This is a genomic window from Aeromonas sp. PrichA-15 (assembly GCF_017939245.1).
Lineage (GTDB): Bacteria > Pseudomonadota > Gammaproteobacteria > Enterobacterales > Aeromonadaceae > Aeromonas > Aeromonas caviae.
Window position 1 is genome coordinate 1 of record NZ_JAGKRH010000024.1, and the last position, 24,743, is coordinate 24,743.

A 24,743-nucleotide genomic window follows, 5' to 3' on the forward strand; every position below is an offset into this window, starting at 1 on the left:
AGGGACTCAAACTTTCCGGGAGGACAGGCGTGAATGAAGTCGAGAGCTTGGTCGATACGCATAAAAAAATCCGAAACCCAACAAGGAGTTTCGGATTCTTACACAGCCTGAGGATCGGTCAATGGATCCTTAACTGATCGGCATTATGGGCCTGGCCCCCGTTTTTTCTCCACGCCCCTCAGCGGCAGCTGGGCTGTACCGTGAAGGTACGCCTCGCATCCACCGGCCCCAGTTCGGCCAGCAAACGGCGGCCGAGCAGCACAGGGTAGATCATCTTGCTGCGATCCCGCAGGGTGAACCACTCCTCATAGACCTTGTCGCCGACGCAGATGCTCATGGTCACCGTGGGGCGTTGTTCCATGCCGCCCGCCCCCCGCACCGTGACGCTGCGCTCCACCGGCCGCTCCAGGGTCTGGCGCACCACCTTGTCGGTGTTGGCGTCGGTCAGCTCCAGGTTGAAGCGCACCCAGGGCTTGCCGTCGCGTTTGAAGTGTCGCAGATCCCGGGCATCCAGAGAGGATGTGAGGGCGCCGGTATCCAGCTTCATCTTGACCGCCACCCCGGAGGGCATGAGCAGCCCCTTCTCGATCCAGCCGTAGCTGGCCGGCGCCGCCATGCTGCTGCCGCACAACGCCAGCAGCATGGCCGCACCCACCATCATTTTGCCCATCTCGCTCTCTCGCCTTGTGTAACCTGGGCCCAGATCTATCACAGCCGCCCGGCGGGTCAACCGGATTCTGGCGCGCAGGGGAGCGGGCTCTGGACGCGGTACCAACAGACGACAATCCATGCCGGGTACGGCGCGTGAGTGGGGAATGAAGCAGGAAAACGAGGGGAGAACAGGGTGCGGGATGACGCTGGCGGCCATCCTCAGGTTGTGACGCCAAAGGCTACCACAGCGGTGCGTGAATTATCAGTCTTGTTCTGACGGGATTTTTGCCTACACTGCTGTAAACCGGAGGGCCTGAAAACCACCGGTTTTTTTGCGCCTGCCGAAAAGTTGCCACTGCAAAGTGACCTCTCACACAAGGCTCAATAAGGAATTCGCAATGCGTATCGAAGAAGACTTGAAGCTCGGTTTCAAGGATGTCCTGTTTCGCCCCAAGCGCTCTACTCTCAAGAGCCGTTCCCAAGTCAGCCTGACCCGCCAGTTCACCTTCAAGCACACCCAGACCCGATGGCAGGGCGTGCCCGTCATCGCCGCCAACATGGATACCGTCGGCAGCTTCGCCATGGCGCGTACCCTGGCCAGCTTCGAGATGATGACGGCGGTGCACAAGCACTACAGCCTTGCGCAGTGGCAAACCTTCGTCAATGAGACCGACCCGGCCCTGCTGGGCCACGTAATGGTCTCCACCGGCACCTCCGAGGAGGACTTCACCAAGACCCGCCAGATCCTCGCGATGTCCAGCGCCCTGCGCTTCATCTGCGTGGACGTGGCCAACGGCTACTCCCAGCACTTCGTCGAGTTTCTGCGCAAGATCCGCGAGGCCTGCCCGAACCACGTCATCCTGGCGGGCAACGTGGTGACCGGCGAGATGGTGGAGGAGCTGATCCTCTCCGGCGCCGACATCGTCAAGGTGGGCATAGGCCCGGGTTCGGTCTGCACCACCCGGGTCAAGACCGGGGTCGGCTACCCGCAGCTCTCCGCCATCATCGAGTGTGCCGATGCGGCCCACGGCCTGGGTGGCCAGATCGTCGGTGACGGCGGCTGCACCTGCCCGGGGGATGTAGCCAAGGCGTTTGGCGGCGGCGCCGACTTCGTGATGCTGGGGGGCATGCTGGCCGCTCACGAAGAGTGCGGCGGTGAAATCGTCGAGGTCGATGGCGAGCCCTTCATGAAGTTCTACGGCATGAGCTCGGCCAGCGCCATGGACAAGCACGCCGGCGGCGTCGCCGAGTATCGCGCCTCCGAAGGCAAAACCGTGCTGCTGCCCTACCGCGGCCCGGTGGAGAACACGGTGCGCGACATCCTGGGTGGGGTGCGATCCACCTGCACCTATGTGGGTGCCAGCCAGCTGAAAGAGCTCACCAAACGCACCACCTTCATCCGGGTGCGCGAGCAGGAGAACAACGTCTACGGCAAGGAGTAAGTCCCTCCTTCGGCCCCGAGCCGACCGTTAGAAGCCAGCCAACCGGTGTGCTACCCTGCGCACCGGTTTTTTTGCATCTGGGATCCCGCGCCATGACAAGCCCTCTCCCCCCGTTCGACTGGGACATCTTCTGCTGCGTCGTCGACAACTTTGGTGACATCGGCGTCACCTGGCGACTCGCCCGCCAGCTCAAACAGGAAGGCGCGCTCCCGGCGCAGAAGAGTGAGGTGCAGGTGCGGCTCTGGGTGGACGATCTGGTTAGCTTCGCCCGCATCTGCCCGGCGCTCGACCCCGCACAGGACGGTCAGTGGGTCGATGGCATCTATGTCCAGCACTGGCACGAGCGCCTCCCCGCCGACATGACCCCGGCCAGGGTGGTCATCGAGGCGTTTGCCTGCGAGCTGCCCGCCCCCTTTATCGAACGCATGGCCGAGCAGACCACGCCCCCCTGCTGGATCAACCTCGAATACCTCTCGGCCGAGAGCTGGGTCGAGGATTGCCATGGCCTCGCCTCGCCCCAGCAGGTCGGCAGCCGGCGCCTCGACAAGTACTTCTTCTTCCCGGGTTTCACCGCCAGAACCGGCGGCCTCTTGTGCGAGCACGGCCTCATCGTCGAGCGCGAGCGCTGGCAACAGGATGAAGCGGGACTGACCGCCTACTGGGCCAGCCTCGGCCTGCCACCCCAACGAGAAGACGAGCTGCGGGTCAGCCTCTTTACCTACGAGAGCGAGGCGCTCAGGAGCCTGGTCGAGGGCTGGCGCCAGAGCGTCACCCCCGTCACCCTGCTGCTGCCGCTGGGGCGCTCCCTCGACGATGTGCTCATCGGCGCAGGACTGGCAGAGGCCATTCCCGGTGCCCGGGCCGGAGATCTGCTCCAGGCGGGCAACCTCACCATCAAGCTGCTGCCGATGACCGATCAGAGGGGCTACGATCGCCTGCTGTGGAGCTGCGATCTCAACCTGGTGCGCGGGGAGGACTCCTTCGTGCGGGCCCAGTGGGCGGGGCGCCCCTTCCTCTGGCATATCTACCAGCAGGAAGAGGATGCCCACATGGTCAAGCTGGACGGTTTTCTCGACCACTACCTCTCCCCCTTGCCAGCGCCGGCCGGTCAGTGGCTGCGCCGCTTCAACCATGCCCTCAACCGGGGGGAACACACCGGTGAATTCTGGGCACAATGGCCGCAATACGCGGCCATATGGCAGCAACATGGGCGCACCTGGCCACAGAGGCTGCTGGCGGACGGGGATCTCGTCACGAGGTTGGTGAAATTTTTAGAAAGCCGTATATAATCTGGCAGTTTTTATCCGTCCGTTTCACGAACAGGAATTTTTTACATGAAAACCGCACAGGAAATCCGCGCTGGTAACGTAGTCATGATCGGCACCGAGCCGATGGTGGTCCAGAAGGCTGAATTCAACAAATCCGGCCGTAACTCCGCCGTGGTCAAGATGAAGCTGAAGGGTCTGCTGAACGGCAGCGCCACCGAGACCGTCTTCAAGGCCGACGACAAGCTGGAAGTCGTTCAGCTGGAGCGTAAAGAGTGCACCTACTCCTACTACTCCGACCCGCTGTATGTCTTCATGGACACCGAGTACAACCAGTACGACGTCGAGAAAGACAACCTGGGTGATGCCCTGAACTACCTGGTAGACGGCATGGAAGACCTCTGCGAAGTGACTTTCTACAACGAGAAAGCCATCTCCGTAGAACTGCCGACCACCATCGTGCGTGAAGTCGAGTACACCGAGCCGGCCGCCCGTGGCGACACCTCCGGTAAAGTGACCAAGCCTGCCCGCCTGAAGGGCACCTCCTACGAGCTGGCCGTTGCCGCCTTCGTGGAGATCGGTGACAAGATCGAAATCGACACCCGTACCGGTGAATTCAAGCGTCGCGTCAACTAAGTTGACCCCTTGATGTGATTGCAAAAAAAGCGAGCCAAGGCTCGCTTTTTTATTGGCTGGTACCTCACGGTCTGCCTGATGAGAATCCGTGCCCCTAGCGGCGATGGGCCAGTGCCCGCACCAGCCTGTCCCCCACCCCCTGTACCAGTTGCACCAGCAGCAGCAACATGACCACTGTCCCTGCCATCACCTTGTCGTCAAAGCGCTGGTAGCCGTAGCGGATCGCCAGATCCCCGAGCCCGCCGCCACCGACCACCCCCGCCATGGAGGAGAAGCCAATGAGCATCACCACCGTCAGGGTGAGTCCGGCCAGCAGCGCCGGCAAGGCCTCGGGCAGCAGCGCCTTGACGACCACGTGCCAGCCGCTGCCCCCCATGGCGAGCACGGCTTCGACGCGCCCCTTGTCCACCTCATCAAGGGCGCTCTCCACCACCCGGGCAAAGAAGGGGAAGGCCCCCAGGGTAATGGGGACGATGGCGGCGGTGCTGCCCAGTGAGGTGCCGACCACCAGCCGGGTCAGGGGGATCAGGGCGATCAGGAGCACCACGAAGGGGAGCGACCGCCCGATGTTGATACCGATCCCCAGCACCATGTTGAGACGGGGCAAGGGCAGCACGCCCCCGGGACGGGTCACCACCAGCAGCACCCCGGTCGGCAGCCCCAGCAACAGGGTGAACACGGCCGCCACTCCCACCATGTAGAGCGTTTCGAGCGACCCCTGATACATCAGTTCGAGCAAGGCATCGACACTCAGGCGACTCTGCATAAACGCACCTCCTCTGTGACTCCGTGACGCGCCATGAAACGCCGCAGGATCTCGGGATCCGGCAACAGGGCCTGCCGCACGCGGGAGTCGGGGTTGGCCAGCAGGGTGCCCAGAGCGCCGCTTTCCACCAGCTGACCCCGTTCAAGCAATGCCGCGTGATCGCAGATGGTCCTGACCACCTCCAGCTCGTGGGTGATGAGCACTATGGTGATCCCGAGGCGGCGGTTGATGTCGGCAAGCAGCGCCAGCACCGACTCCGTGGTCTCCGGATCCAGGGCACTGGTCGCCTCGTCACAGAGCAAGTGGCGCGGATTGGCGGCCAGGGCGCGGGCGATGCCCACTCGTTGCTTCTGCCCCCCCGACAACTGGGAGGGGAAGGCGCGACGGTGCTCGCCAAGCCCCACCAGTTCCAGCAGCTCGCTGACCCGAGCCGCCCGCTCCCGGCGCGCCACTCCGGCGATTTCCAGCGGGACTGCCACGTTCTCCTCCACACTGCGGGCGTGCAGCAGATTGAAGTGCTGGAAAATCATGCCGGTCCCCTGACGGTGGCGGCGCAAGGCCGCCCCCTCCAGTGCCGTAATGTCGCGGCCATCGAACAGGATGCGGCCCCGGCTTGGCCGCTCCAGCAGATTGAGGCAACGAATGAGTGTGCTCTTGCCCGCCCCGCTGCGCCCGAGAATGCCGTAGATGGCCCCATCCGGAATCTCGAGCGACACCCCCTCCAGAGCGGGTTGCCCGTGCCCCGGGTACTGCTTGCCGAGCCCCTCCAGCACTATCATGACTGCCGCCCGGCCACCGGAATCACCGACTCCTTGTAGCTCTTGCGAATGAAGTCGGCGATCGCCCTGGACTCCAGATCCCGCGCCAACTGGCGGATCCGCGGATCATCCTTGAGCGCCGGGGTGGTCACCAGGATGTTGGCGTAGGGATTGTTCTGGGCGCTCTCCAGCCCCAGGGCATCGCGAGCAGGCTCCAACCCCGCCTCCAGGGCATAGTTGCCATTGATCACCGCCAGATCCACGTCATCGAGGGAGCGCGGCAGCTGCGGCGCCTCGATCTCCAGGATCTTGAGCGCCTTGGGGTTGGTGGCGATGTCGTGCACCGTCGCCAGATCCCGCGCCGGATCTTCATGGCCGGCCTTGAGGGTGATGAGCCCCTCGTGCTGCAACAGATAGAGGGCCCGGCTCAGGTTGGTGACATTGTTGGGCAGGGCGATCACCGCCTTTTCCGGTACCTCCCTCAGGTGCTTGAACTTCTTCGAATAGATGCCAAGAGGCTCCACGTGTACGGTCGCGGCCACCACCAGCTCGGTGCCGAGCGCCTTCTCCTGATCCCGCAGGTAAGGGACGTGCTGGAAGTAGTTGGCATCCACATCACCCGCCACCAACAGGGCATTGGCATTGATGCCGCCGCTGAGCTCGATCACCTGCAGATCCAGCGAAGGGTCCTGGCGTTTCACCTCGCCGAGGATATCCGCATGGGGCAGTGGATCCGCGGCAACCCGCAGCGCCTGGGCTGCCTGGGCGGAGAGAGAGAGTCCGAGGGCCAATACCAGGCCGCTCAGGGAAAACAGTCCGTGCTTGTTCATCTTGTGCTCCTTGCCATGCAATCAATGGGGGGTTTCGCCGACCGCCAGCGCCCGGGGCGCCGGCAACAGATCGGCATGGTGGCGCAATGCCACATCAGGATGGGAACGCAGCAGCCCCTTGAGGTAGTTCCAGCCCACCTCCCGCAGCAGCGGATTGTGCGGGTCGGTGGCAGGCCCCCTGGCTTCACGGGCCAGTGCCTCGGGCAGCGGATAGACGGGCACCACGGCGTCGAGCTGGGCCCCCAGGAAGAAGGCGATGGAGAGACGCTCCTGCCCCGGTGCCGACGGCACCACCCGGTGCACGGTCGCCCGCAGGTAGCCGTTGCTGGCGAGCTCCAGCAGCTCACCGATGTTGACCACGAAGGTGCCGGGGAGCGGGAGCGCATCGATCCAGTGATCCGGCGCCACCTCCACCTGCAGGCCGGGCTGGTCATCCTGCAGCAGGAAGCTCAGGAAGCCCGAATCCTTGTGGGGACCGACCCCCTGGGTGGCGCCCCGCTCACCGGGATAGCGGATCAGCTTGATATGTTCGTTCGGACGCTCTCCATGCAGGGCATCGAAGGCATCTGGCGACAGTGCGAGCGCCTCGGCAAAAGCCCCGAGCAGGGTACGGGACATCCGGGTCATCTGCCCACGCCAGCGCGTCAGCACGGGTTGCAGTGTCGGCAGCGCCTCCGGCCACTGATTCGGCCCCTGCAACCGCCACCAGGGCGGGTCGCCCGCCGCGCGCGGCAAGGCAGGGCGATCGGCACCGATATCAAACTGCTCTCGCCAGTCGGGTTGACCCCGGGTCAGCTCCGCCCCCGGTCGGTTGTAGCCACGAAAATGGGGAGAGTGGATCATGGCGACCTGCTGCTTGGCCGCCAGAGGCAGCGCAAAGAAGGCCCGCGACAGCTGCTGCACCTCCTGCTGCAGCTCGGGATCGATGCCGTGGCCGGTCAGGTAGAAAAATCCCGTCTCTCTCGCGGCATCGCGCAACGATGCCAGAAAATCGGCCCGGGCGTCGGGCGAGGCATCCAGCTGCCTCAGGTCGAGGATGGGCAAATGAACCAAGGTGCTCATGGCGATAACGCTCCCTGTCGATGGAAAGTGAGGGTGAACCTCTCGTTCTGACGAGACAGGGGGGAGAATTCTCCGCCTGCGGCCAGTGGCGACATGCCCCGGCCCCCTGTCTGTCTGCCCTTACTGAACCATGTATGGGTCACGGGATGGAACAATCAAAACCGGGAATGCTTTGCCATTTGGAACAATCCCGGGCCCGTGTCCGGCCCGCCGGTCAGACCCTCTTCGCCACCGCCGATGTCGATGTGCCCCCTTGCCCTAAAGAAACCCCCGGCGAGGCCGCTATGAGGGAGTGCTGGAGGATCCCCCATGACATTTCGCCCCTATCTGCTGCTGACCCTGCTTGCTTTTGCCGCCCACGGCGCCGGGCAGGCACCGTCAGGCGCCGCCCCGGATCCAGCCCCCCTGGTTCCCCCCGACTACTGGCAGAGCAGCGACTGGCAGGGAATACCCGACAGCACCAGGGTGGACAAGCAACAGGTACTGTTTGCCAAGCACGACAGCAACAACTACGTGGGTCTGGTCATCCTGCTGCCCGACTGGCAGCGCAGCGGCCAGCTGTGGCAACTGACCCGGGAGCTGGGGCGCCTCGGTTTCGATACCCTGCTGCTGCTCCCCTCGCCGCAGCAGACCGAGCTCGACCCCGCCGCCGAGAAGAAACAGCAGGTCATCGACGATTTTCGCAAGCAGTTTGCCTCCCGCATCAGCAAGCTGGGGGATGCCAAGCTGCAGGAGGGGGGCTTCAAGCTGCTGCTGGCCCAGGGTACCAGCGCCGCCTGGGCCGCCAACCTCATCGCCAGCGAGCAGTTGCCCGCCCCCGATGCCCTGGTGCTGCTCGATGGCTTCTTCCCCAACCAGCTGAGCAACCAGACCCTCGCCAAGCAAATAGCCCAGGGCAGCATCCCTACCCTGGATCTCTATCAGGAGGAGGGAGGACGCTGGCCCCTGCTGGCAGCCGAAGCCCGCAGAAGCGAGAGCCGCCGCAGCCACAAGCTCAACTACCGCCCCTATGCCCTGATGGATCTGGAGGAGACGCCGGGGCGCATCCAGGGCTGGCTGACGCACCTGGGCTGGATCTGACCCAATCACTGAGTATCAAAAGGATTGGGCCAAACCAAAGCTGCCCCCCAGGCCAGCGGACTGGTCATCCCGCCCCCATCTTTGGCATGATGGCCTCATCAATGGCAGGAGGCTTCATGCAGCAAATCGTGTTTCTCGACAGCGACACCCTGGACACCGGCATCAATCTGCGCCGCCCCGATTTTCCCCATCACTGGCAAAGCTACCCGACCACGGCACCGGATCAGGTGGTGGAGCGGCTCAAGTGCGCCAGCATCGCCATCATCAACAAGGTGCGCATCGGGGCCGATGAACTGGCCCAGCTGCCCGAACTGCGCCTGATCGCCCTGGCCGCCACCGGCAGCGACAACCTGGATCTGGAGGCGTGCCGCGCCGCCAATGTCGCCGTGTGCAATATCCGCAACTACTCGGGCCCTTCCGTCCCCGAGCACGCCATGGCCCTGATGCTCGCCCTGTCGCGCAACCTGTTCGCCTGGCGCCAGTCCCTGCTGGAGGGGCGCTGGCAACAAAGCGGCCAGTTCTGCTTCTTCGACCACCCCATCACGGATCTGCATGGCAAGCGCCTCGGGATCATCGGCAAGGGAACCCTGGGACAGGCGCTGGGACAGCGGGCCAGCGCCATCGGGATGGAGGTTTACTATGCCCAGAGCCAGGTCGGCTCCCCGGGGGATGACGACAGGCTGCCCCTGGATGCCCTGCTGCAAAGTTCGGATGTGATCAGCCTGCACTGCCCGCTCACCCCCTACACCCGCCATCTCATCGGGGAGCGGGAGCTGGCCCTGATGAAACCGGGCGCCCTGCTCATCAACGTGGGCCGTGGCGGCCTGGTGGACGAGCAGGCGCTGCTCGAAGCCCTCGGCAACGGCCGTCTGGGCGGCGCCGGTTTCGATGTGGCGAGTGTCGAGCCGCCGCCTCCAGATCACCCTCTGATGCAGGCCCTGCGTTACCCCAATTTCATCCTGACTCCCCACGTGGCCTGGGCCAGCGAAGAGTCGATGCAGCGCCTCGCGGATCAGCTCATCGACAACATCAACGCCTTCTCCCTTGGCAGGCGCCAGCACCGGCTGGTGTAAGAGGCCGCTCGCCGCCCCTCACGGGCCGGCAGCGGGATCAAAAAAGGGGCCAAAGGCCCCTTTTTGTCGGTCAGCTTGCCGCGGCATCAGTCGTCATGCCATCTGTGCTTGCGGTGCTTTTTGTGTTTCTTGTGGTGCTTGTGATAGCGCCTGTCATCGTAATAGCGATCGCCGCGGCTCTCATGACCATCCCCGGTCCTGGCTCCGATGGCAGAGCCACCGGCACCACCGATGCCGGCGCCGATCAGCTGGCCCGTGCTGCCACCGACGCTCTTGCCGATGGCAGCCCCGCCCAGGGCACCAACGGCGCCGCCGAGCGCAGCTTCGTTCTTGTTGCCTCTATTGGCCGTGGCCGCACCACCGGCCGCGCCCCCCAGGGCTGCCCCCACCAGGGCGCCGGTGTCGCCACCCAGCTCCTTGCCGATCATGGTGCCCGCCACCCCGCCGGCTCCGCCGCCGAGAATGGTATTGAGGGTCTCGGATGCCTGCACCTGTCCTGTGCCCAACAGCAACGCCCCCAGCAGCGCCAGTGCGCTCATGCCAAACGGTTTCATTTTCATGGGGTACTCCTGTCAAACCTGATGATTGATTATTTTTCCCTACACTATACAAAGCCCCCTGACCTGCGCCACTGCCGCAAGGGGCACCTCACGGCCAGCCCTCCCTGTCTCCGGTTCGCGACACAATGCAAGAACGCAGGCTAACCACCTGAAACCACATCAAAAAAAAAGGTCACACGAGAAATCATCCCCGTCATGACCCTTTTCTAGGCCCAAAGGCCCTTTTTTGCAGCGATCACCGTCAGACAGATACTGTCACAACCTCCCCGTCAACGGGCAACGACGCCGCCAGATGCCAGCAATCCCGCCCCTGGTGCTTGCTCTCGTACAGGCAGGCATCGGCCCGCTCGAGCAGCGTCAGGGCATCATCCGGATAGCGCGCGCCGCCGGCGCTCAGGGTGATGGCGTCGGCGAACTCCCGCCATTTCAGGGCCTTCACCCGACCGAGCAGGTGGGTCAGGCGACATTCCACCTCCGCCTGCTCCCAGGGCAGCAAGGCCGCAAATTCATCGCCCCCGATGCGGTAGACCTGCTCATCCCCCAGGGTTCTCGCCATGATGGTGGCTACCCGAAACAGCACCGCATCCCCCACACCGTGTCCCCAGCTGTCGTTGACGCGCTTGAAGTTGTCCACATCGAACAGCACCAGCCAGTAGGGTGTCCCCGCCTGCTCCAGCCCGGCCCGCTGCTGATCGAAGGCCCTCCGGTTCAGGATGCCGGTGAGAGGGTCGTGGAGCAGGGCATCCTGCCCTTGCAGCAGGCTGTTTCGCACCTGTTCTATCTCCCCCAGGCTGCCGTGCACGAACCAGGTTCGCTGACGCCGCTGGATCTCCTTTCGCGCCTCATCCCGGATGAGGCCGCTGAGCGAGCCCTGCACAAGCGCCTGCTCCTGGCGAAAGATCCGCATCAGAAAGCACAGGCTGCACAGCCAGATGCAGAGCAGCGCCAGGGCGGGCAGCACCACCATCAGCAGGGTGTCTTGCAGGTTTTCATGAAAATGGGAGGGGGGGAGATAGACGTTGAGATCCCACTCCATCCCCTCCAGAGCGTGTTGCAGGTGGCGACCGGCCCAGAACCCAGCCAGGCCGACCGCCTGCGTCTCCCGCTCGAGATGGGGCGGCAACAGCGACAAATTGTGCCCCACCACCAGCTTGCCGCCCTTGCGCTCGGTGATGTAGAGGGCCACCGGATCCTCACCCACCGCCCGGTGCAACGCCCCCTGCAAGGCGCTGAACGACATGTCCACCATCAGCAGTCCAAGCAGCTGCCCCTCATGATCCTTGACCCGCTTGATGAGGGTCAGTACCTGCCGGACCGAATCGAACTCCGGGTAGGGACCGAACCAGACGAGATCATCACCCTCGCCGGACAGGGTCTGGTACCAGGGCCGCGCCTGTGCCCGGTAGCCCTCTGGTTGCTGCCAGTCGGGATAGCCGTCGAGCCGATGGGTGCGCGCGTTGTAGAAATAGAGGAAGTGGGCGTCGTACTTGAACTGATGGGCAATGGCCCAGATGGGATTGATGGCCGATGCCCCGGCAGCGATGGCCTGCTTGTCCAGGGACGCCTCCAGTACGCCAAGCTGGCGGCGGTTGTCCTGCGCCATGTCCTGGAGCAGGGTGGCGTCGAGGGCGGCCAGCATGTGACCGTAACCCGCCACCGTCTTGTCGATGCTGCTCAGGTAGCTGGCTGCCGCCAGCAACAGGGTGGCGATCAGCACCAGCCCTCCCAGGAGAAACGACAGCGGAGTCAGTATGTAATAGCGTTCCTTGATCAGCGCCGCCGTCATGTCACTCTCTATAAAATGTCATATTGGATTAATTTTATAGATTAAAAATCTGCAAAAGATATTGATTGAAGTCATTAACATCCACTGCTAATGATAAAAAAGATATCAAGGTGTCTCACGGCCATATTCACATCCGTCATGTGAATATCCATAAAAAGTAGAAACAGTCATTACTCGTCGTTGACGGTTTATTGCCCGCAAGGTGCTATAGTCGATGACTCGAGAAATCGGAGCCAGATGACCTTTGTCGGCAACGCTGGCGGTGATGATTCATCAACCAAGGAGATGTTATGAGCAGTCCGTTTATCGAACAGATCAAAGCACGTCGTACCATCTATGCCCTGGGCAACCGGGTGACCCACTCCGAGGCCCAGCTGACCGCCCTCATCAAGGATGCCGTCAAGCACAGCCCCTCTTCGTTCAACTCCCAGAGTTCCCGCGCCGTCATCCTGTTCGGCGAGCAGCACCACAAGCTGTGGGACATCGTCAAGGCGGAGCTCAAGAAGATAGTGCCGCCGGAGGCCTATCCTCAGAGTGAAGCCAAGATCAACGGCAGCTTCCGCGCCGGGGCTGGCACCGTGCTCTTCTTCGAAGACACCGCCGTCATCGAGGATCTTCAGCAGAAATTCGCTCTCTATGCCGACAACTTCCCCATCTGGTCCGAACATGCCACCGGGATCGCCCAGTTCGCGGTCTGGACCACCCTGGCCCAGGAGGGCATCGGCGCCTCCCTGCAACACTACAACCCGCTCATCGACGATGCGGTGCGCAAGGAGTGGGACCTGCCCGCCAGCTGGCTGCTTCGTGCCCAGATGCCTTTTGGCAGCATAGAGCAACCTGCCGGCGACAAGACCTTCATCGACGACGACGTGCGTTTCCGGGTCTTCAAGTAAGCCTTCACGCCCCCTCCACCAGGGGGCGTTTTCTTCTCTCCCCCTCGTTCACCCTTGTCACGTGCCAGCCATACTCTGAACAAACCCCCTCTTGTCAGGAGGTCCCCATGGGGGACATCGCACGCCAACGTACCTCATGCACATTGACGCCCTTGTCCGCTCTGTTGTGTGTCGCCGCCCTGGTACTGCTGTTCTCGCTGATCGGCATCTTCACCCGCCCGCAACAGCCTGCTGCGGGAGATGAGACACCTGGCCCACCACGATCACCTGACCGGTGCGCTGAACCGGGCCGGCTTCTGGTCGGCCGCCAACGAACTGCTCCAGTACCTCACGGTGCAGCGCTACCCTGTGGCGATCTGCATGCTGGACATCGATCATTTCAAACGCATCAATGATCGTCACGGTCACGAAGAGGGTGACAACCAGTTGAGCAGCTTCGCGGCCCGTGTGCGCGACCAGCTTCGACCGGGGGATCTCTTCTGTCGCCTGGGGGGAGAGGAGTTCGTGGCCATCTGGCCCGGCCTCAGCGAGGAGCAGGCCATGGCAGTTGCCGAGCGGCTGCGAAAAATCGTCGCACAGCCAGGGGAAGAAAAGGGAGCCGAGCCCGCCGTCTGCATCACAGTCAGCATCGGTATCGCCTCCCAGAAAGAGGGCCCCTTCAATCTGGACGAGCTGCTCTCTCGCGCCGATCAGGCGCTCTATCTGGCCAAGCACAATGGCCGCAACCGGGTGGAACGCTATTCGGCCGAGCAGGCTTCCCCCAGCATCGGGCAATCTTGCGGCGCCTGAATGGCGTGCCCCTTGTCGTCATCATCCGGCCTCTGCCGGCAGCGGGGCGGGCAGATGAAGATGGAGCCCGTCTGGTGCCACCTCGATCTCGATCCCGCGCCAGTCCCGCAGCCAGCCCTTGAGCCTGTCGTCATACCGCCTTGTTCCCCCCATCTGCACCACCTGGCAACCCGCCTGCAGGGCGCTGGCGATGCCCGCTGGTGCATCCTCGAACACCAGGCAATCGGCCGGAGCCAGTCCCAACCGGCTGGCAGCCAGCAAATAGGGCTCGGGATCCGGCTTGCCCCGTACCACATCCCCGGCGCACACCAGGAGTCGGGGCAGCGGCAATCCGGCTTGCAGCAGCCGGTGCTCTGCCACTCTCCGGCTTGCGGAAGTCACCAGCGCCCAGCGCGTCGACGGCAGCTGTTCGAGCCGTCGCCGGGCACCGTCCAGGGGCATCGGCGCCGCAGCGTATGCCATCTCCAGATCGTCGAGCAGGGCCACCTCCACCGCCATGTCCAGCTGGGGAACCAGGGACCCTATCACCTCCCGTGAGCGCACGCCGTGACACATGGCGAGCACGGGAGCGGGATCCAGCCCATGATGCTGACACCAGCGCCGCCACACGACTTCCACGTCGCCGGTGGAGTGGACCAGGGTCCCGTCCATGTCCAGCAGCAGGGCCGCGGCCTTCACGCGCACCGCGCTCACAAGGCTCTCCCCGCCAGCGCATCGGCGAAGACCTGCCGCTGGGCAGCGGCCTCGTAACAGGCGAGCGCCTGCTCCGCATTGCTGGCCCACACCGGCAAGGGGGCGACGACGAACCCCTGCTGCAACAGACTGGTCAGCAGCACCCCGGTCTCCGGTGCGGCCAGTGGCTGAGCCATCACCAGGCTCCCCTTGATCAAAAAGAGATAGCGTTCGCTCGACATGACATGACTCCTTGTGGCTGAACAGCGGGCAAGCAGGCCCGTTTCGAGACCATTAGAACAAGGAGGTTAGATAATTTATAATCAATAAATCGCTACATTGGATAACCAAATGGAATGAGATTCGACCTGAGACAATTGCAGGCCTTCGTCATGCTGGCCGAGAGTGCCAACTACCGGGAAGCGGCCAGCCGGCTTTTTGTGACGCAACCGGCCCTGACCAAGCAGATCCAGGGGCTGGAGCAAGCCCTCGGCAGCACCCTGTTCAACCGGGGCCGCCACGGGGCCGAGCTGACCGCCATCGGCCTTCAGTTGCTGCCCCAGGCCAGGGCTCTGGTGGATCACGGCAAGGGATTCGAGCAGCATGTCCTGGCGCTGGCAAGCGGTGCCGCCGGACGCCTCAACATCGGGTTCGGGCTCTCCAGCTTCGCACTGGCCCCCTCCCTGGTGGCCCGTTTCAAACAGCAGGCCCCCGACGTGCTGGTCCACCTGCGGGACACCACCTCCGCCATCCAGCAGGAGCACTTGCTGGCGGGTCGGCTGCAACTGGGCTTCATGCGACGGCCTGATGCGCCACAACTGAGGGAACACAGGTTGCTGACGGACAGACTGGTGCTGGCCGTCCCCACCCAGGTGGCAGGGCCGGACTTCGACCTGGAGCGAGCGCTGATCCGCGATCCCTTGCTGCAGATGGTGGGCCATCGCTGCCCGGGCCTCAGCCAGCAGATCGCCCGCTTCCTCGGTGCCAACCGGCTGACCGGTCTCATCCAGGAGGCGGAAGACATCCAGACCCTGGTCGCCCTGGTGGCCGCCGGTATCGGCAACGCCATCCTGCCGCGCAGCGTGGGGTTCATCGCGGGCAAGGAGGTGACCCTCTACCCCCTCTCCGGCCCCTGGTCGGAATGGGAAATCAGCCTGGTGTGGAACCCGGAATTTGCCGATCCCATTCGGGATCGCTTTCTGGCCCTGGTCAGGGCGGCATATCCGCAGAGCCACGGCCTCTGAGAGGAGCGCAGCCCGAACCGGAATCCTGAAGTACAAAACGGCTGGCTAATGGCCACACCACTGCCGCTCGCAGGGGATGCCGTCTCCTTCCCCATCCATCTTGGTATTGGGGCAATTTTGCAAAAACCAGGTCGCCTCCTCGCAGGAAGTCATCTGGGAGCAATGCTGACGGCCATCGCACTGACGAACAAAAGTCGGTGCCTGAATCGTACTGTTCGAAGTACTGTCCTCCTGGCTAAAAGAGGGAGCGGATGGAAGTGAGGCAAACTCGGCCGAGAAGCGGGAATAGAGGGAGAACAACCCCGCCAGCACCAAAAGGGGGATTAACTTGCCACCCCAGCGCCCCTTGCGACGAGGAACATGATACTCCCGGTTTCTGTGTGTGGCGGCGTGTGGTGCCCGAGGGCTCAAATCCTCCCTGCTCCCACGATCCGGCATGAATGAAATAGGTCCGCCAGCCAGCGAGAGCGGGCGGTCGGGAAAGAACACTTGTACGGCACAAGGCTTGCCATCCTTGCTGCTCCCGATCAGATAGGAAACTTTTTCCCCCACCTCCGGCGGCCTGCCATCGAATTGCAGGGTGGTGATGTGAACAAAAAGATCGGCTCCGCCCTGCTCCTGCATGATGAACCCGAAACCGCGTTGTGAATTCCAGCTCGCGATCCTGCCCTGATAACGCATGTCCTCATCCTTGTGGCCAGTACGGTTTCACTCATGTTGCCCGAAATTGGTTCGGTTTCAACAAAGCATTGGCATGAAAAATGAGTGGATTAGATACGAGTGGTCAGAGCAGCTCCGCGACCTTGATGATCTCGGCAATGCGACCGAGCATGCGCAGGGAAGCCTGGTGTTCTGCGGCATCCGCCGCCGCGCAGGCATCCTCCAGGATGGTGATGGCGTAGTCCCGATCGTGACCATCTCGCACCGCCCCCTGAATGGCCCAGCTGGTGCTCACGCCGCACACATAGAGATGCTCGATGCGATTGGCCCGTAGCGCTGGCTCCAGCGCCGTGCCGTAGAAGGGGCTGACCCTGGGTTTGGTCAGCACCAGATCCCCGGGTTGCACATCGAGCTCCGGGTGAAAGTCGGTGCCGCTGTCCGCCAGGGAGAGGGCCCCGAACTGCCGGGCACGGCCAAACATGGGGGAACCCCTGGGATGCAGCAGATAGCCCTCGTCAAACCCCACCTTGATGAGCACCACCAGCCAGCCGTGAGCGCGGGCATGAGCCAGCGCCTGATTGGCGTGCACAATGGCATTCTGCTCGATCACCTGGGCCGCCGAGGCGGCGATGCGCCCGTCCGGGTGGGCGATGTCGTTGATGAAATCGATCACCAGCAATGCCTTGTTCATGGTGTGCTCCCCCCTTGCCTGAGGCCGTTTTGCCCCTGCGCCGCCCGGATCACTCCTCGCGGCCATATAAAAAACCGGCTGGCACCATCACACGGATTGATATGCCACCCGATTGGCACCTGGCAGTGCCACGCACTGCCTCATACCAGCCCAAGCGCATAGCGTAGCGCCATCTCCTTGAGGGGGCCCGCCTTGTCCGCCAGATTCAGCGCCAGGTTGCGGGCAAGCCTGAGGGGGCCTATCTCGTTGCTGAAGACCCCGTAGAAGAGATCCATCCCCGACTGCATCAGCAGGTTGTCAGGGCGGCGTCGCCCCTCGTAACGCCCGGCCAGCGCCAGCTCGTGCCACTGTGCCCCCGCCTTGCCGAGCAACCCGGTCCAGCAGGCCACGTCCTTGAAACCGAGGTTGACCCCCTGCCCCGCCAGCGGGTTGATGGTGTGGGCCGCATCCCCGAGCAGCACCACTCGCCCGGCGTGATAGTCGTTGGCGTGGCGGCGCACCAGGGGGAAGCTACCCTTGGCCGTCACGGTGAAACCGCCAAGGCGGCTCGGGAAGTGGCGGCGCACCTCGACGGCCAGGGTCTCGTTGCTCATGGCGGCCAGCGCCCGGATGCGGGCCGGGCTGTCATACCAGACCAGGGAGCCATGGCGGCCCGGCAGCGGCAGGAAGGCGCGCGGGCCGCTCGGGGTGAACTGCTGCCAGGTGATGTCTTCCTGGGCAAAATCGGTGTCGATGTTGATCAGCATGCAGTGCTGGCGGTACTCGAAACGCGACACCCCGATGCCGGCCAATCGCCGGGTGTGGGATTCGGCACCGTCGCAGGCCAGCACCCAGCGCGCCTGCAGCTCGGTGCCGTCATCCAGGGTCAGCACGGCGTCATCCGCACCCTGGCGCAGACTCGTCACCGCCGCCGGGGTATGGGTCTGGATGGTCGGGAAATCCTCCATCCTTTTCAGGAGCGCGAGCTGGATCAGCCGGTTCTCGATGATGTAGCCGAGCTGGGGCAGCCCGAGATCCACCGCGTCGAAGCGGGTAGCGAAGCCGTCCAGCTCCCAGGTCTCCAGCCGGCGATAGGGGCACAGCCGCATCTGCTGCAGATATTGCCAGGCACCGGCCCGGGTCAGCAGCGCCACCGAGGCCTGACTGATGGCGGAAACCCGCAGATCCAGCGGCTGCTCGGGGGCATAGGGCTCGGGCAACCGGGTCTCGATGACCCGCACCGAGAGCCCCTCTGCCGCCAGCAGGCAGGCGGTGGCGGCACCCACCATGCCGGCGCCGACGATGGCAATATCACACTGTTCCATAACTTGATTCCTGCAAGGAGTCCCCGCGATAAGGGGCAAGGGCCGAACCGAATGGGGCATGATAACGCAAGGAGGCGGCAGAAACAGTGAGGGGGATGCGCAATTGCCGACGACAAGCCGGCCCTGATGGCGACGGGCGGCCCCAGACTGGTCAGCACCGGGATTGCGGAGTAAAATGGCCGGTCCTTTGACCCTGCCGATTTCAAAACCAGTCACGAGAAGCAATGAGCAAGAAACTTCATATCAAGACCTGGGGCTGCCAGATGAACGAGTACGACTCGTCCAAGATGGCGGACCTGCTGGATGCCAGCAATGGCTACACGCTTACCGAGGAGCCGGAAGAGGCAGATGTGCTGCTGCTCAACACCTGTTCCATCCGCGAGAAGGCCCAGGAGAAGGTGTTCCACCAGCTCGGTCGCTGGAAGAAGCTCAAGGCGAAAAAACCGGGGCTGGTGATCGGGGTGGGCGGCTGCGTCGCCTCCCAGGAGGGGGAGAACCTGCGCAGCCGGGCGCCCTATGTGGACATCGTCTTCGGACCCCAGACCCTGCACCGCCTGCCGACCATGATCAAGCAGGTGCAGGAGGGGCGCGGTGCCCAGGTGGACATCGCCTTCCCCGAGATCGAGAAGTTCGACAACCTGCCCGAACCCCGTGCCGAGGGGGCGACCGCCTTCGTTTCCATCATGGAAGGCTGCTCCAAGTACTGCTCCTTCTGCGTGGTGCCCTACACCCGTGGCGAGGAGGTGAGCCGACCGCTGGATGACGTGCTCTATGAAATCGCCCAGCTCGCCCAGCAAGGGGTGCGCGAAGTGAACCTGCTCGGCCAGAACGTCAACGCCTACCGGGGGCCGACCTTCGACGGGGAGGTCTGCACCTTCGCCGAGCTGCTGCGCCTGGTGGCTGCCATCGACGGCATCGACCGCATTCGCTACACCACCAGCCACCCGGTCGAGTTCACCGACGACATCATCGAGGTCTATCGTGATACCCCCGAGGTGGTCAGCTTCCTGCACTTGCCCATCCAGAGCGGCTCGGATCGCATCCTGACCATGATGAAGCGCCCGCACACCGTGCTGGAGTACAAGTCCAAGATCCGCCGCCTGCGCGCCGTGCGTCCCGACATCACCATGAGCTCCGACTTCATCGTCGGCTTCCCGAACGAGACGGACGAAGACTTCGAGGCCACCATGAAACTCATCGAGGAGATCAACTTCGACATGAGCTTCAGCTTCATCTACAGCCCGCGCCCCGGCACCCCGGCCGCGGACCTGCCGGACGACGTCGACATGGAAGTGAAGAAGGCCCGCCTGACCCGACTGCAAAACCGCATCAATCACCAGTCCATGCTCATCGGCCGCGCCATGCTGGGCTCGGTGCAGCGCATCCTGGTGGAGGGGCCCTCCAAGATGGATCCCATGCAGCTCAGTGGCCGTACCGAGAACAACCGGGTGGTCAACTTCGAGGGGCCGCACCGCCTCATCGGCGGCTTCGCCGACGTGGAAATCACCGACGTACGCCCCTACTCCCTGCGCGGCCGCTTCATCCGCGGCGAGGACGAAATGAACCTGCGCATCGCCACAGCCCCGAGCGAGATCCTCGCCCGTCGTCCTGACAACGTGCCCGATGATCTGGGCGTTGCGGCCTTCAGACCCCATTGATGACTCTCTCCCCCGCCCCGTGGCGGGGGAACAACCGATAAGAGGACACCTTGAGCCGACACATCTCCACCCTGAATCTGCATCTGGAACCCGCCGACAACCAGCGCCTCGCCAGCCTGTGCGGACCCTTTGACGACAACCTCAAGCAGCTGGAGCGCCGTCTCGGCATCGAGATAAGCTACCGGGACAACCACTTCCAAGTGATCGGCAAGCAGGCCCAGGTGGAGGCGGCTGCCGTCATCCTCAAGCACCTCTATGTGGAAACCCAACCCCTCAAGGGGAGCAAGGTGAGCGACATCACCCCCGAGATGGTGCACCTGGCGGTGCAGGAGTCCCGCGTGCTGGAGCAGGACGACGAACCCGCCCCTTCCCTGCCGTATGGCAAGGAGGTCACGGTCAAGACCAAGCGCGGTCTCATCAAGCCCCGCAGCCCGAACCAGGCCCAGTACATCGCCAATATCGTGCGCCACGACATCAGCTTCGGCATAGGCCCGGCCGGTACCGGCAAGACCTATCTCGCCGTGGCCGCCGCCGTGGATGCCCTGGAGCGCCAGGAGATCCGCCGCATCCTGCTGACCCGCCCGGCGGTGGAAGCCGGTGAGAAGCTCGGCTTCCTGCCCGGCGATCTTTCCCAGAAGGTGGACCCCTACCTGCGCCCCCTCTACGACGCCCTGTTCGAGATGCTGGGCTTCGAGCGGGTGGAGAAGCTGATGGAGCGCAACGTCATCGAGGTGGCGCCGCTTGCCTACATGCGCGGCCGCACCCTCAACGATGCCTTTATCATCCTGGACGAGGCCCAGAACACCACCACGGAACAGATGAAGATGTTCCTGACCCGCATCGGCTTCAACTCCAAGGCGGTGGTGACCGGCGACATCACCCAGGTGGACTTGCCTCGCAGCACCAAATCCGGTCTGCGCCACGCCCTGGAGGTGTTGCAGGGGGTCGATGGCCTCTCCTTCAACTTCTTCGAGTCCAAGGACGTGGTGCGCCATCCCGTGGTGGCACGCATCGTGCAGGCCTACGAGGCATTCGATGCCCAGCAGGCGGCCGAGAAGAGCGCAGCCACTCCCCGCAACGAGAACACCAGCAAAGAGAGCGCCCAATGAGCGTGACCCTGGATCTGCAACTGGCCTGCGCCAGCCCGGACGGCCTGCCGACCGAGGCCCAGCTGCAAGGCTGGCTCGACGGCACCATTCTGGGCTTCCAGCCCGAGGCCGAGGTGACGGTGCGCCTGGTGGACGAGGCGGAGAGCCGCGAGCTCAACCATACCTATCGCGGCAAGGACAAGCCCACCAACGTGCTCTCCTTCCCCTTCGAGGCGCCACCGGGTCTCGAGCTGCCCCTGCTCGGGGATCTGGTGATCTGCCGCCAGGTGGTCGAGGCCGAAGCCGTCGAACAGGGCAAGCCCCTGATGGCCCACTGGGCTCACATGGTTGTGCATGGCAGTCTGCATCTGCTAGGTTATGACCATATCGAGGACGAGGAAGCCGAGGAGATGGAGCAGCTCGAGCGCGACATCATGCAGGAACTGGGCTTCGCCGATCCTTATCTGAACGACGAAGAGTAACGAACCGGATGGTCATCGTCTTGAAACAGCCGATGCCCATCCTCATATAGCCACAACGATTTCAAGTGTGTTCATACGAGTAACCAAGAGAGAAAATGACCGACGATCACCCTAGTACCGGCTCGCCGAAGAAAACCTGGCTCGACAAACTCAGCCAACTCTTCCAGGGCGAGCCAAAAGACCGCAACGATCTGGTAGAGGTCATCGCCGATGCCGAAGAGCGGGACCTCATCGATCAGGACACCAAGGACATGATCGAGGGCGTGCTCGAAATTGCCGAGCTGCGCGTGCGTGACATCATGATCCCCCGCTCCCAGATGGTGACCATCGAGAAGTCCCAGCCGGTGGACGAGTTCCTGCCGATCATCATCGAATCCGGCCACTCCCGCTTCCCGGTGATCAACGAAGACAAGGATCACGTGGAGGGCATCTTGCTCGCCAAGGATCTGCTGCCGTTCGGTTTTGGCGGCCAGCATGCCAGCGAGCCGCTCCAGCTGGAGAAGATCCTGCGTCCCACGGTGATCGTGCCGGAGAGCAAGCGGGTCGATCGTCTGCTCAAGGAGTTCCGGGAAGAACGCTACCACATGGCCATCGTGGTGGACGAATTTGGCGGTGTCTCTGGTCTCGTGACCATCGAGGACATTCTGGAGCTCATCGTCGGCGAGATTGACGATGAGTTCGACGACATAGAGGACGAGCCGGAAGAGATCCGCCGCATCAGCAAGCGGGTCTTCTCGGTGAGCGCGCTGACCGAGATCGAGGACTTCAACGACTTCTTCGGCACCCAGTTCAGCGATGAAGAGGTGGACACCGTCGGCGGTCTGGTGATGCACGCCTTCAGCCACCTGCCCAAGAAGGGTGAAGAGATCGAACTCGACGGCTACCTGTTCAAGGTGATGCACGCCGATCGCCGTCGCCTGCAACAGTTGCAGGTGAAGATCCCCGAGCATCATGCGGCGGCGCAGCCGGAGTCCTGATCCCGCCCAGCCCCACGCACATCGCGCGCCTCTCTCGTCAGGGGCGCTTTTTTTGCCTCTCTCCCGCCGCGCGACCGCCCCTGGGCCCACGCCGACCGCGAGGCTCGCCGTTGACCCGGTTTGCGGTTAAGATGTCGGCCATTGTGTTTTCATTCAGTCCAATTCGAGCCCCGATCCCCCGTGAAATCGAAACTCCTGACCAGCCTGTTTGCCATTGCCAGCGGCGCCATCGCCGTGCTGGCCTTCTCCCCTTTCGGCTACTGGCTCCTGGTGATCCCCTCCCTGCTCGGCCTTTACGCCCTGCTGGACAAGGCCACCCCCAAACAGGCAGCCTGGCGCGGCTTCGGCTACGCCATGGGTCTGTTCCTGCCCGGGCAGTGGTGGATCCACGTCAGCATGACGGAGTTTGGCGGCATTCCGCTGCCGGCCGCCTTCGTGCTGCTGGCCGGGCTCTGCGCCTATCTCTCCCTCTACCCGACCCTGGCTTGCTGGCTCTTCGCCCGCTTCTTTGTCGGCCGCCACTGGAGTCGCTGGCTGCTCGCCTTCCCGGCGCTCTGGCTGATGGCCGACTGGCTGCGGGGCTGGGTGATGACCGGCTACCCCTGGCTCTGGTTCGGCTACACCCAGATAGACGGCCCCCTCAAGGGCTTCGCTCCCCTTCTCGGGGTGCAGGGCATCACCCTCGCCCTGCTGCTCACCGCCTCCGCCCTCTGGCTGGTATGGCAGCACCGCAAGCCGGCCTGGCTGCTGCTCCCCGTCGCCCTGGTGGGCGCCGCCCAGGGGCTGATGCAGCTCAACTGGGTGACCCGGGGTGAACCGGTCAAGGTCGCGCTGGTGCAGGGCAACATCGAGCAGTCCCTCAAGTGGGATCCGGAGGCCCTGGTGCCGACGGTGCGCAAGTATCAGGATCTCAGCCGCGAGAACCAGGATGCCGACATCATCGTCTGGCCGGAGTCCGCCATCCCGGCCATCGAGAAGGAGATGGGTACCTATCTGGAGAGCCTGGACAAGGCGATGAAGGTGAACGACACCGGCCTGCTGGCGGGGATCATCCATTACGATCTGAAACAGCAGCGCTTCTTCAATACCGTGCTCGGCATGGGGGTGCAGGATGCTGAGGGCAAGGAGTCCTACTACTACGAGCACAAGAACCGCTACTACAAGTACCACCTGCTGCCCATCGGCGAGTTCGTGCCCTTTGAAGATCTGCTGCGTCCCATCGCCCCCTTCTTCAACCTGCCCATGTCCTCCTTCAGCCGGGGTGACGAGGTGCAGCCGAACCTGATCGCCAAGGGGCTCAAGTTTGCCGCCGCCATCTGTTACGAGATCATCTTCCCGGACGAGGTGCGCCGCAACGTGCAGCCGGATACCGACTTCCTGCTGACCGTCTCCAACGACGCCTGGTTCGGCACCAGCATCGGCCCCTGGCAGCACATGGAGATCGCCCGCATGCGCGCCCTGGAGCTGGCCCGCCCACTGCTGCGCGACACCAACACTGGCATCACCATCGTCACCGAGATAGACGGCAGCATCATCGCCCAGATCCCGCAGTTCGAGGCTGGAGTATTGCGTGCCGAGGTACGCCCCGCCCACGGCCAGACCCCCTATCTGCGTTTTGGCAGCTGGCCAATGTATGGCCTGGCCGCCGCCCTGCTGGGGCTGGCCCTGTGGCTACGCCCCCGCGCCCACCCCTGGGCGCGCAAGGGCTAAGACCACACAACCCCGATAAACAAAAGAGGCGCCCTTGGGCGCCTCTTTTTATGGTTTGGCTTATGGCTTGGCACAGTCTGGTGGCTCAAGGAGACAGCGGCTCGCGATGATATTCATCGGCCCCGCACTCGGGGCAGGTGCCAAGCTGCTCCGGGTGCAGCACGGTATGGCGCCACTCGCAGTGATCGCACACCAGCACCCCGAGTCCCACCCAGTCCCCCGCCCGGTAGACCCCCTTGTGCTCCAGCTCGTCCGCCAACTCCTGCCACTCCACCTGGGTGCGGTCGGTCACGTCTGCCAGCCAGGACCAGGCGGTGTCCTTGAGCGCCAGCATGAAGGCGGACTCCTCCACCTGCTCATCCTTGCGCCCTTCGTCATAGTTGCCCAGATCCCGCTTAACATACTCGGCGATCAGCGCCAGCTCGTCCTGGGTCAGATCCCCGGCCGCCTCCAGATAGGCCTGCACCTTGGCGATCATCCGGTTGAGGCGCTCTCCCTGAAACGCTTCCGTCTCTTCCCACTGCTTCTTGAGCTGGGCGATAAAGGCTTCATACCCTTGTCGACGTTTGTCCATGGCCATCACTCCTCTGCTGAATCCCGATCGAGCCAGACCCTGACCTCGGGCTCGGCGGATACGGGCGGCGGTTGCCATTCTCACTTCGTTGC

At 63.5% G+C, this 24,743-nt stretch carries 26 protein-coding genes; 13 read left to right on the top strand and 13 right to left on the bottom strand.

What is annotated here, in order from left to right; all coding sequences use genetic code 11:
• Positions 1–178 precede the first annotated feature (178 nt).
• Entirely contained in the window at positions 179–670 is a 492-nt protein-coding gene (locus tag J9889_RS03945; RefSeq protein WP_246876605.1) for a RimK/LysX family protein, read from the bottom strand.
• Positions 671–1,049: 379 nt separating this feature from the next.
• Here J9889_RS03945 and J9889_RS03950 point away from each other — a divergent pair, with 379 nt between their 5' ends.
• The 3 genes from J9889_RS03950 (at position 1,050) to efp (ending at position 3,994) form a co-directional block, all read left to right on the top strand.
• Entirely contained in the window at positions 1,050–2,093 is a 1,044-nt protein-coding gene (locus J9889_RS03950) for a GMP reductase (protein ID WP_010673790.1), read from the top strand.
• Between the two features lie 92 nt (positions 2,094–2,185).
• Complete coding sequence (gene earP / locus J9889_RS03955; RefSeq protein WP_210555995.1) at positions 2,186–3,382, top strand: elongation factor P maturation arginine rhamnosyltransferase EarP; 1,197 nt, start codon at positions 2,186–2,188, stop codon at positions 3,380–3,382.
• Positions 3,383–3,427: 45 nt separating this feature from the next.
• The gene (gene efp / locus J9889_RS03960) at positions 3,428–3,994 is read left to right on the top strand and encodes an elongation factor P (protein WP_010673788.1); all 567 of its coding nucleotides are present in this window, start codon (positions 3,428–3,430) and stop codon (positions 3,992–3,994) included.
• Between the two features lie 94 nt (positions 3,995–4,088).
• Here the strand turns inward: efp and J9889_RS03965 are convergent, their stop codons facing one another.
• The 4 genes from J9889_RS03965 to J9889_RS03980 are packed head-to-tail and all read right to left on the bottom strand — an operon-like array spanning position 4,089 to position 7,410.
• Entirely contained in the window at positions 4,089–4,760 is a 672-nt protein-coding gene (locus J9889_RS03965; protein WP_010673787.1) for a methionine ABC transporter permease, read from the bottom strand.
• Positions 4,745–5,539, bottom strand: coding sequence for an ATP-binding cassette domain-containing protein (locus J9889_RS03970; protein WP_210555996.1), 795 nt, complete (start codon positions 5,537–5,539; stop codon positions 4,745–4,747). The genes J9889_RS03965 and J9889_RS03970 overlap by 16 nt, the downstream gene beginning before the upstream one ends.
• Positions 5,536–6,348 (bottom strand): MetQ/NlpA family ABC transporter substrate-binding protein, encoded by an 813-nt coding sequence (locus J9889_RS03975; RefSeq protein ID WP_210555997.1) that lies wholly within the window; start codon positions 6,346–6,348, stop codon positions 5,536–5,538. Before J9889_RS03975 ends, J9889_RS03970 begins: the two co-directional genes overlap by 4 nt.
• A 21-nt stretch (positions 6,349–6,369) precedes the next feature.
• On the bottom strand, positions 6,370–7,410 hold the full coding sequence (locus J9889_RS03980) for an isopenicillin N synthase family oxygenase (RefSeq protein WP_210555998.1): 1,041 nt from the start codon (positions 7,408–7,410) through the stop codon (positions 6,370–6,372).
• A 309-nt stretch (positions 7,411–7,719) separates the two neighbouring features.
• On the opposite strand from J9889_RS03980, the gene J9889_RS03985 reads away from it, so the two are divergent.
• Positions 7,720–8,490: a DUF3530 family protein gene (locus J9889_RS03985; protein WP_104455463.1), complete on the top strand. Its 771-nt coding sequence runs from the start codon at positions 7,720–7,722 to the stop codon at positions 8,488–8,490.
• Between the two features lie 116 nt (positions 8,491–8,606).
• Complete coding sequence (locus J9889_RS03990) at positions 8,607–9,563, top strand: D-2-hydroxyacid dehydrogenase (protein ID WP_039041095.1); 957 nt, start codon at positions 8,607–8,609, stop codon at positions 9,561–9,563.
• Positions 9,564–9,649: 86 nt separating this feature from the next.
• Here J9889_RS03990 and J9889_RS03995 read toward each other — a convergent pair whose 3' ends face one another.
• Both J9889_RS03995 and J9889_RS04000 read right to left on the bottom strand, forming a co-directional pair.
• Positions 9,650–10,123, bottom strand: a complete 474-nt coding sequence (locus tag J9889_RS03995; protein ID WP_039041096.1) for a YMGG-like glycine zipper-containing protein — start codon at positions 10,121–10,123, stop codon at positions 9,650–9,652.
• 241 nt (positions 10,124–10,364) lie between these two features.
• Positions 10,365–11,909 (bottom strand): sensor domain-containing diguanylate cyclase, encoded by a 1,545-nt coding sequence (locus J9889_RS04000; protein ID WP_210555999.1) that lies wholly within the window; start codon positions 11,907–11,909, stop codon positions 10,365–10,367.
• Positions 11,910–12,199: 290 nt separating this feature from the next.
• Here J9889_RS04000 and J9889_RS04005 point away from each other — a divergent pair, with 290 nt between their 5' ends.
• Entirely contained in the window at positions 12,200–12,802 is a 603-nt protein-coding gene (locus tag J9889_RS04005) for a nitroreductase family protein (protein WP_010673779.1), read from the top strand.
• 240 nt (positions 12,803–13,042) lie between these two features.
• Complete coding sequence (locus J9889_RS04010; RefSeq protein WP_246878031.1) at positions 13,043–13,591, top strand: GGDEF domain-containing protein; 549 nt, start codon at positions 13,043–13,045, stop codon at positions 13,589–13,591.
• 21 nt (positions 13,592–13,612) lie between these two features.
• Here J9889_RS04010 and J9889_RS04015 read toward each other — a convergent pair whose 3' ends face one another.
• Together J9889_RS04015 and J9889_RS04020 are read right to left on the bottom strand one after the other, a co-directional pair.
• Positions 13,613–14,284, bottom strand: a complete 672-nt coding sequence (locus J9889_RS04015) for an HAD-IA family hydrolase (protein ID WP_210556000.1) — start codon at positions 14,282–14,284, stop codon at positions 13,613–13,615.
• Entirely contained in the window at positions 14,281–14,505 is a 225-nt protein-coding gene (locus J9889_RS04020; RefSeq protein WP_134996970.1) for a hypothetical protein, read from the bottom strand. The genes J9889_RS04015 and J9889_RS04020 overlap by 4 nt, the downstream gene beginning before the upstream one ends.
• Before the next feature lie 114 nt (positions 14,506–14,619).
• Between J9889_RS04020 and J9889_RS04025 the strand changes: the two genes are divergently transcribed.
• Positions 14,620–15,507, top strand: a complete 888-nt coding sequence (locus tag J9889_RS04025; protein ID WP_210556001.1) for a LysR family transcriptional regulator — start codon at positions 14,620–14,622, stop codon at positions 15,505–15,507.
• A 45-nt stretch (positions 15,508–15,552) separates the two neighbouring features.
• Here J9889_RS04025 and J9889_RS04030 read toward each other — a convergent pair whose 3' ends face one another.
• The 3 genes from J9889_RS04030 to J9889_RS04040 form a co-directional block, all read right to left on the bottom strand.
• Positions 15,553–16,188, bottom strand: a complete 636-nt coding sequence (locus J9889_RS04030; RefSeq protein WP_210556002.1) for a cold shock domain-containing protein — start codon at positions 16,186–16,188, stop codon at positions 15,553–15,555.
• Between the two features lie 103 nt (positions 16,189–16,291).
• Positions 16,292–16,858: an isochorismatase family cysteine hydrolase gene (locus J9889_RS04035; protein WP_210556003.1), complete on the bottom strand. Its 567-nt coding sequence runs from the start codon at positions 16,856–16,858 to the stop codon at positions 16,292–16,294.
• Between the two features lie 140 nt (positions 16,859–16,998).
• Positions 16,999–18,162, bottom strand: a complete 1,164-nt coding sequence (locus J9889_RS04040) for an FAD-dependent monooxygenase (RefSeq protein WP_201984930.1) — start codon at positions 18,160–18,162, stop codon at positions 16,999–17,001.
• 224 nt (positions 18,163–18,386) lie between these two features.
• On the opposite strand from J9889_RS04040, the gene miaB reads away from it, so the two are divergent.
• The 5 genes from miaB (at position 18,387) to lnt (ending at position 24,077) form a co-directional block, all read left to right on the top strand.
• On the top strand, positions 18,387–19,820 hold the full coding sequence (gene miaB, locus J9889_RS04045; RefSeq protein ID WP_010673772.1) for a tRNA (N6-isopentenyl adenosine(37)-C2)-methylthiotransferase MiaB: 1,434 nt from the start codon (positions 18,387–18,389) through the stop codon (positions 19,818–19,820).
• A gap of 50 nt (positions 19,821–19,870) precedes the next feature.
• Positions 19,871–20,929 carry a PhoH family protein gene (locus J9889_RS04050; RefSeq protein ID WP_010673771.1) on the top strand — a complete coding sequence of 353 codons (1,059 nt, stop codon included), beginning with the start codon at positions 19,871–19,873 and terminating at the stop codon, positions 20,927–20,929.
• Positions 20,926–21,390, top strand: a complete 465-nt coding sequence (gene ybeY / locus J9889_RS04055; RefSeq protein ID WP_039041101.1) for an rRNA maturation RNase YbeY — start codon at positions 20,926–20,928, stop codon at positions 21,388–21,390. Before J9889_RS04050 ends, ybeY begins: the two co-directional genes overlap by 4 nt.
• A 95-nt stretch (positions 21,391–21,485) precedes the next feature.
• Positions 21,486–22,367 carry a CNNM family magnesium/cobalt transport protein CorC gene (gene corC, locus J9889_RS04060; protein WP_210556004.1) on the top strand — a complete coding sequence of 294 codons (882 nt, stop codon included), beginning with the start codon at positions 21,486–21,488 and terminating at the stop codon, positions 22,365–22,367.
• A 180-nt stretch (positions 22,368–22,547) separates the two neighbouring features.
• Positions 22,548–24,077: an apolipoprotein N-acyltransferase gene (gene lnt / locus J9889_RS04065; protein ID WP_210556005.1), complete on the top strand. Its 1,530-nt coding sequence runs from the start codon at positions 22,548–22,550 to the stop codon at positions 24,075–24,077.
• 85 nt (positions 24,078–24,162) lie between these two features.
• On the opposite strand, the gene J9889_RS04070 is transcribed toward lnt, so the two are convergent.
• Complete coding sequence (locus tag J9889_RS04070; RefSeq protein ID WP_041215952.1) at positions 24,163–24,651, bottom strand: zinc ribbon-containing protein; 489 nt, start codon at positions 24,649–24,651, stop codon at positions 24,163–24,165.
• Positions 24,652–24,743 lie beyond the last annotated feature (92 nt).

What these genes read in the sequence shown, in the direction of transcription:
- J9889_RS03980 (WP_210555998.1), bottom strand. Translation starts at nt 7,410, where the DNA reads ATGAGCACCTTGGTTCATTTGCCCATCCTCGACCTGAGGCAGCTGGAT.
- J9889_RS03950 (WP_010673790.1), top strand. Translation starts at nt 1,050, where the DNA reads ATGCGTATCGAAGAAGACTTGAAGCTCGGTTTCAAGGATGTCCTGTTT.
- J9889_RS04005 (WP_010673779.1), top strand. Translation starts at nt 12,200, where the DNA reads ATGAGCAGTCCGTTTATCGAACAGATCAAAGCACGTCGTACCATCTAT.
- J9889_RS03945 (WP_246876605.1), bottom strand. Translation starts at nt 670, where the DNA reads ATGGGCAAAATGATGGTGGGTGCGGCCATGCTGCTGGCGTTGTGCGGC.
- J9889_RS04010 (WP_246878031.1), top strand. Translation starts at nt 13,043, where the DNA reads ATGAGACACCTGGCCCACCACGATCACCTGACCGGTGCGCTGAACCGG.
- J9889_RS04070 (WP_041215952.1), bottom strand. Translation starts at nt 24,651, where the DNA reads ATGGACAAACGTCGACAAGGGTATGAAGCCTTTATCGCCCAGCTCAAG.
- J9889_RS03995 (WP_039041096.1), bottom strand. Translation starts at nt 10,123, where the DNA reads ATGAAAATGAAACCGTTTGGCATGAGCGCACTGGCGCTGCTGGGGGCG.
- J9889_RS03965 (WP_010673787.1), bottom strand. Translation starts at nt 4,760, where the DNA reads ATGCAGAGTCGCCTGAGTGTCGATGCCTTGCTCGAACTGATGTATCAG.
- J9889_RS04020 (WP_134996970.1), bottom strand. Translation starts at nt 14,505, where the DNA reads ATGTCGAGCGAACGCTATCTCTTTTTGATCAAGGGGAGCCTGGTGATG.
- J9889_RS03975 (WP_210555997.1), bottom strand. Translation starts at nt 6,348, where the DNA reads ATGAACAAGCACGGACTGTTTTCCCTGAGCGGCCTGGTATTGGCCCTC.
- J9889_RS03985 (WP_104455463.1), top strand. Translation starts at nt 7,720, where the DNA reads ATGACATTTCGCCCCTATCTGCTGCTGACCCTGCTTGCTTTTGCCGCC.
- J9889_RS04025 (WP_210556001.1), top strand. Translation starts at nt 14,620, where the DNA reads ATGAGATTCGACCTGAGACAATTGCAGGCCTTCGTCATGCTGGCCGAG.
- J9889_RS03970 (WP_210555996.1), bottom strand. Translation starts at nt 5,539, where the DNA reads ATGATAGTGCTGGAGGGGCTCGGCAAGCAGTACCCGGGGCACGGGCAA.
- earP (WP_210555995.1), top strand. Translation starts at nt 2,186, where the DNA reads ATGACAAGCCCTCTCCCCCCGTTCGACTGGGACATCTTCTGCTGCGTC.
- J9889_RS04035 (WP_210556003.1), bottom strand. Translation starts at nt 16,858, where the DNA reads ATGAACAAGGCATTGCTGGTGATCGATTTCATCAACGACATCGCCCAC.
- J9889_RS03990 (WP_039041095.1), top strand. Translation starts at nt 8,607, where the DNA reads ATGCAGCAAATCGTGTTTCTCGACAGCGACACCCTGGACACCGGCATC.
- corC (WP_210556004.1), top strand. Translation starts at nt 21,486, where the DNA reads ATGACCGACGATCACCCTAGTACCGGCTCGCCGAAGAAAACCTGGCTC.
- J9889_RS04030 (WP_210556002.1), bottom strand. Translation starts at nt 16,188, where the DNA reads ATGCGTTATCAGGGCAGGATCGCGAGCTGGAATTCACAACGCGGTTTC.
- J9889_RS04000 (WP_210555999.1), bottom strand. Translation starts at nt 11,909, where the DNA reads ATGACGGCGGCGCTGATCAAGGAACGCTATTACATACTGACTCCGCTG.
- J9889_RS04040 (WP_201984930.1), bottom strand. Translation starts at nt 18,162, where the DNA reads ATGGAACAGTGTGATATTGCCATCGTCGGCGCCGGCATGGTGGGTGCC.
- miaB (WP_010673772.1), top strand. Translation starts at nt 18,387, where the DNA reads ATGAGCAAGAAACTTCATATCAAGACCTGGGGCTGCCAGATGAACGAG.
- ybeY (WP_039041101.1), top strand. Translation starts at nt 20,926, where the DNA reads ATGAGCGTGACCCTGGATCTGCAACTGGCCTGCGCCAGCCCGGACGGC.
- efp (WP_010673788.1), top strand. Translation starts at nt 3,428, where the DNA reads ATGAAAACCGCACAGGAAATCCGCGCTGGTAACGTAGTCATGATCGGC.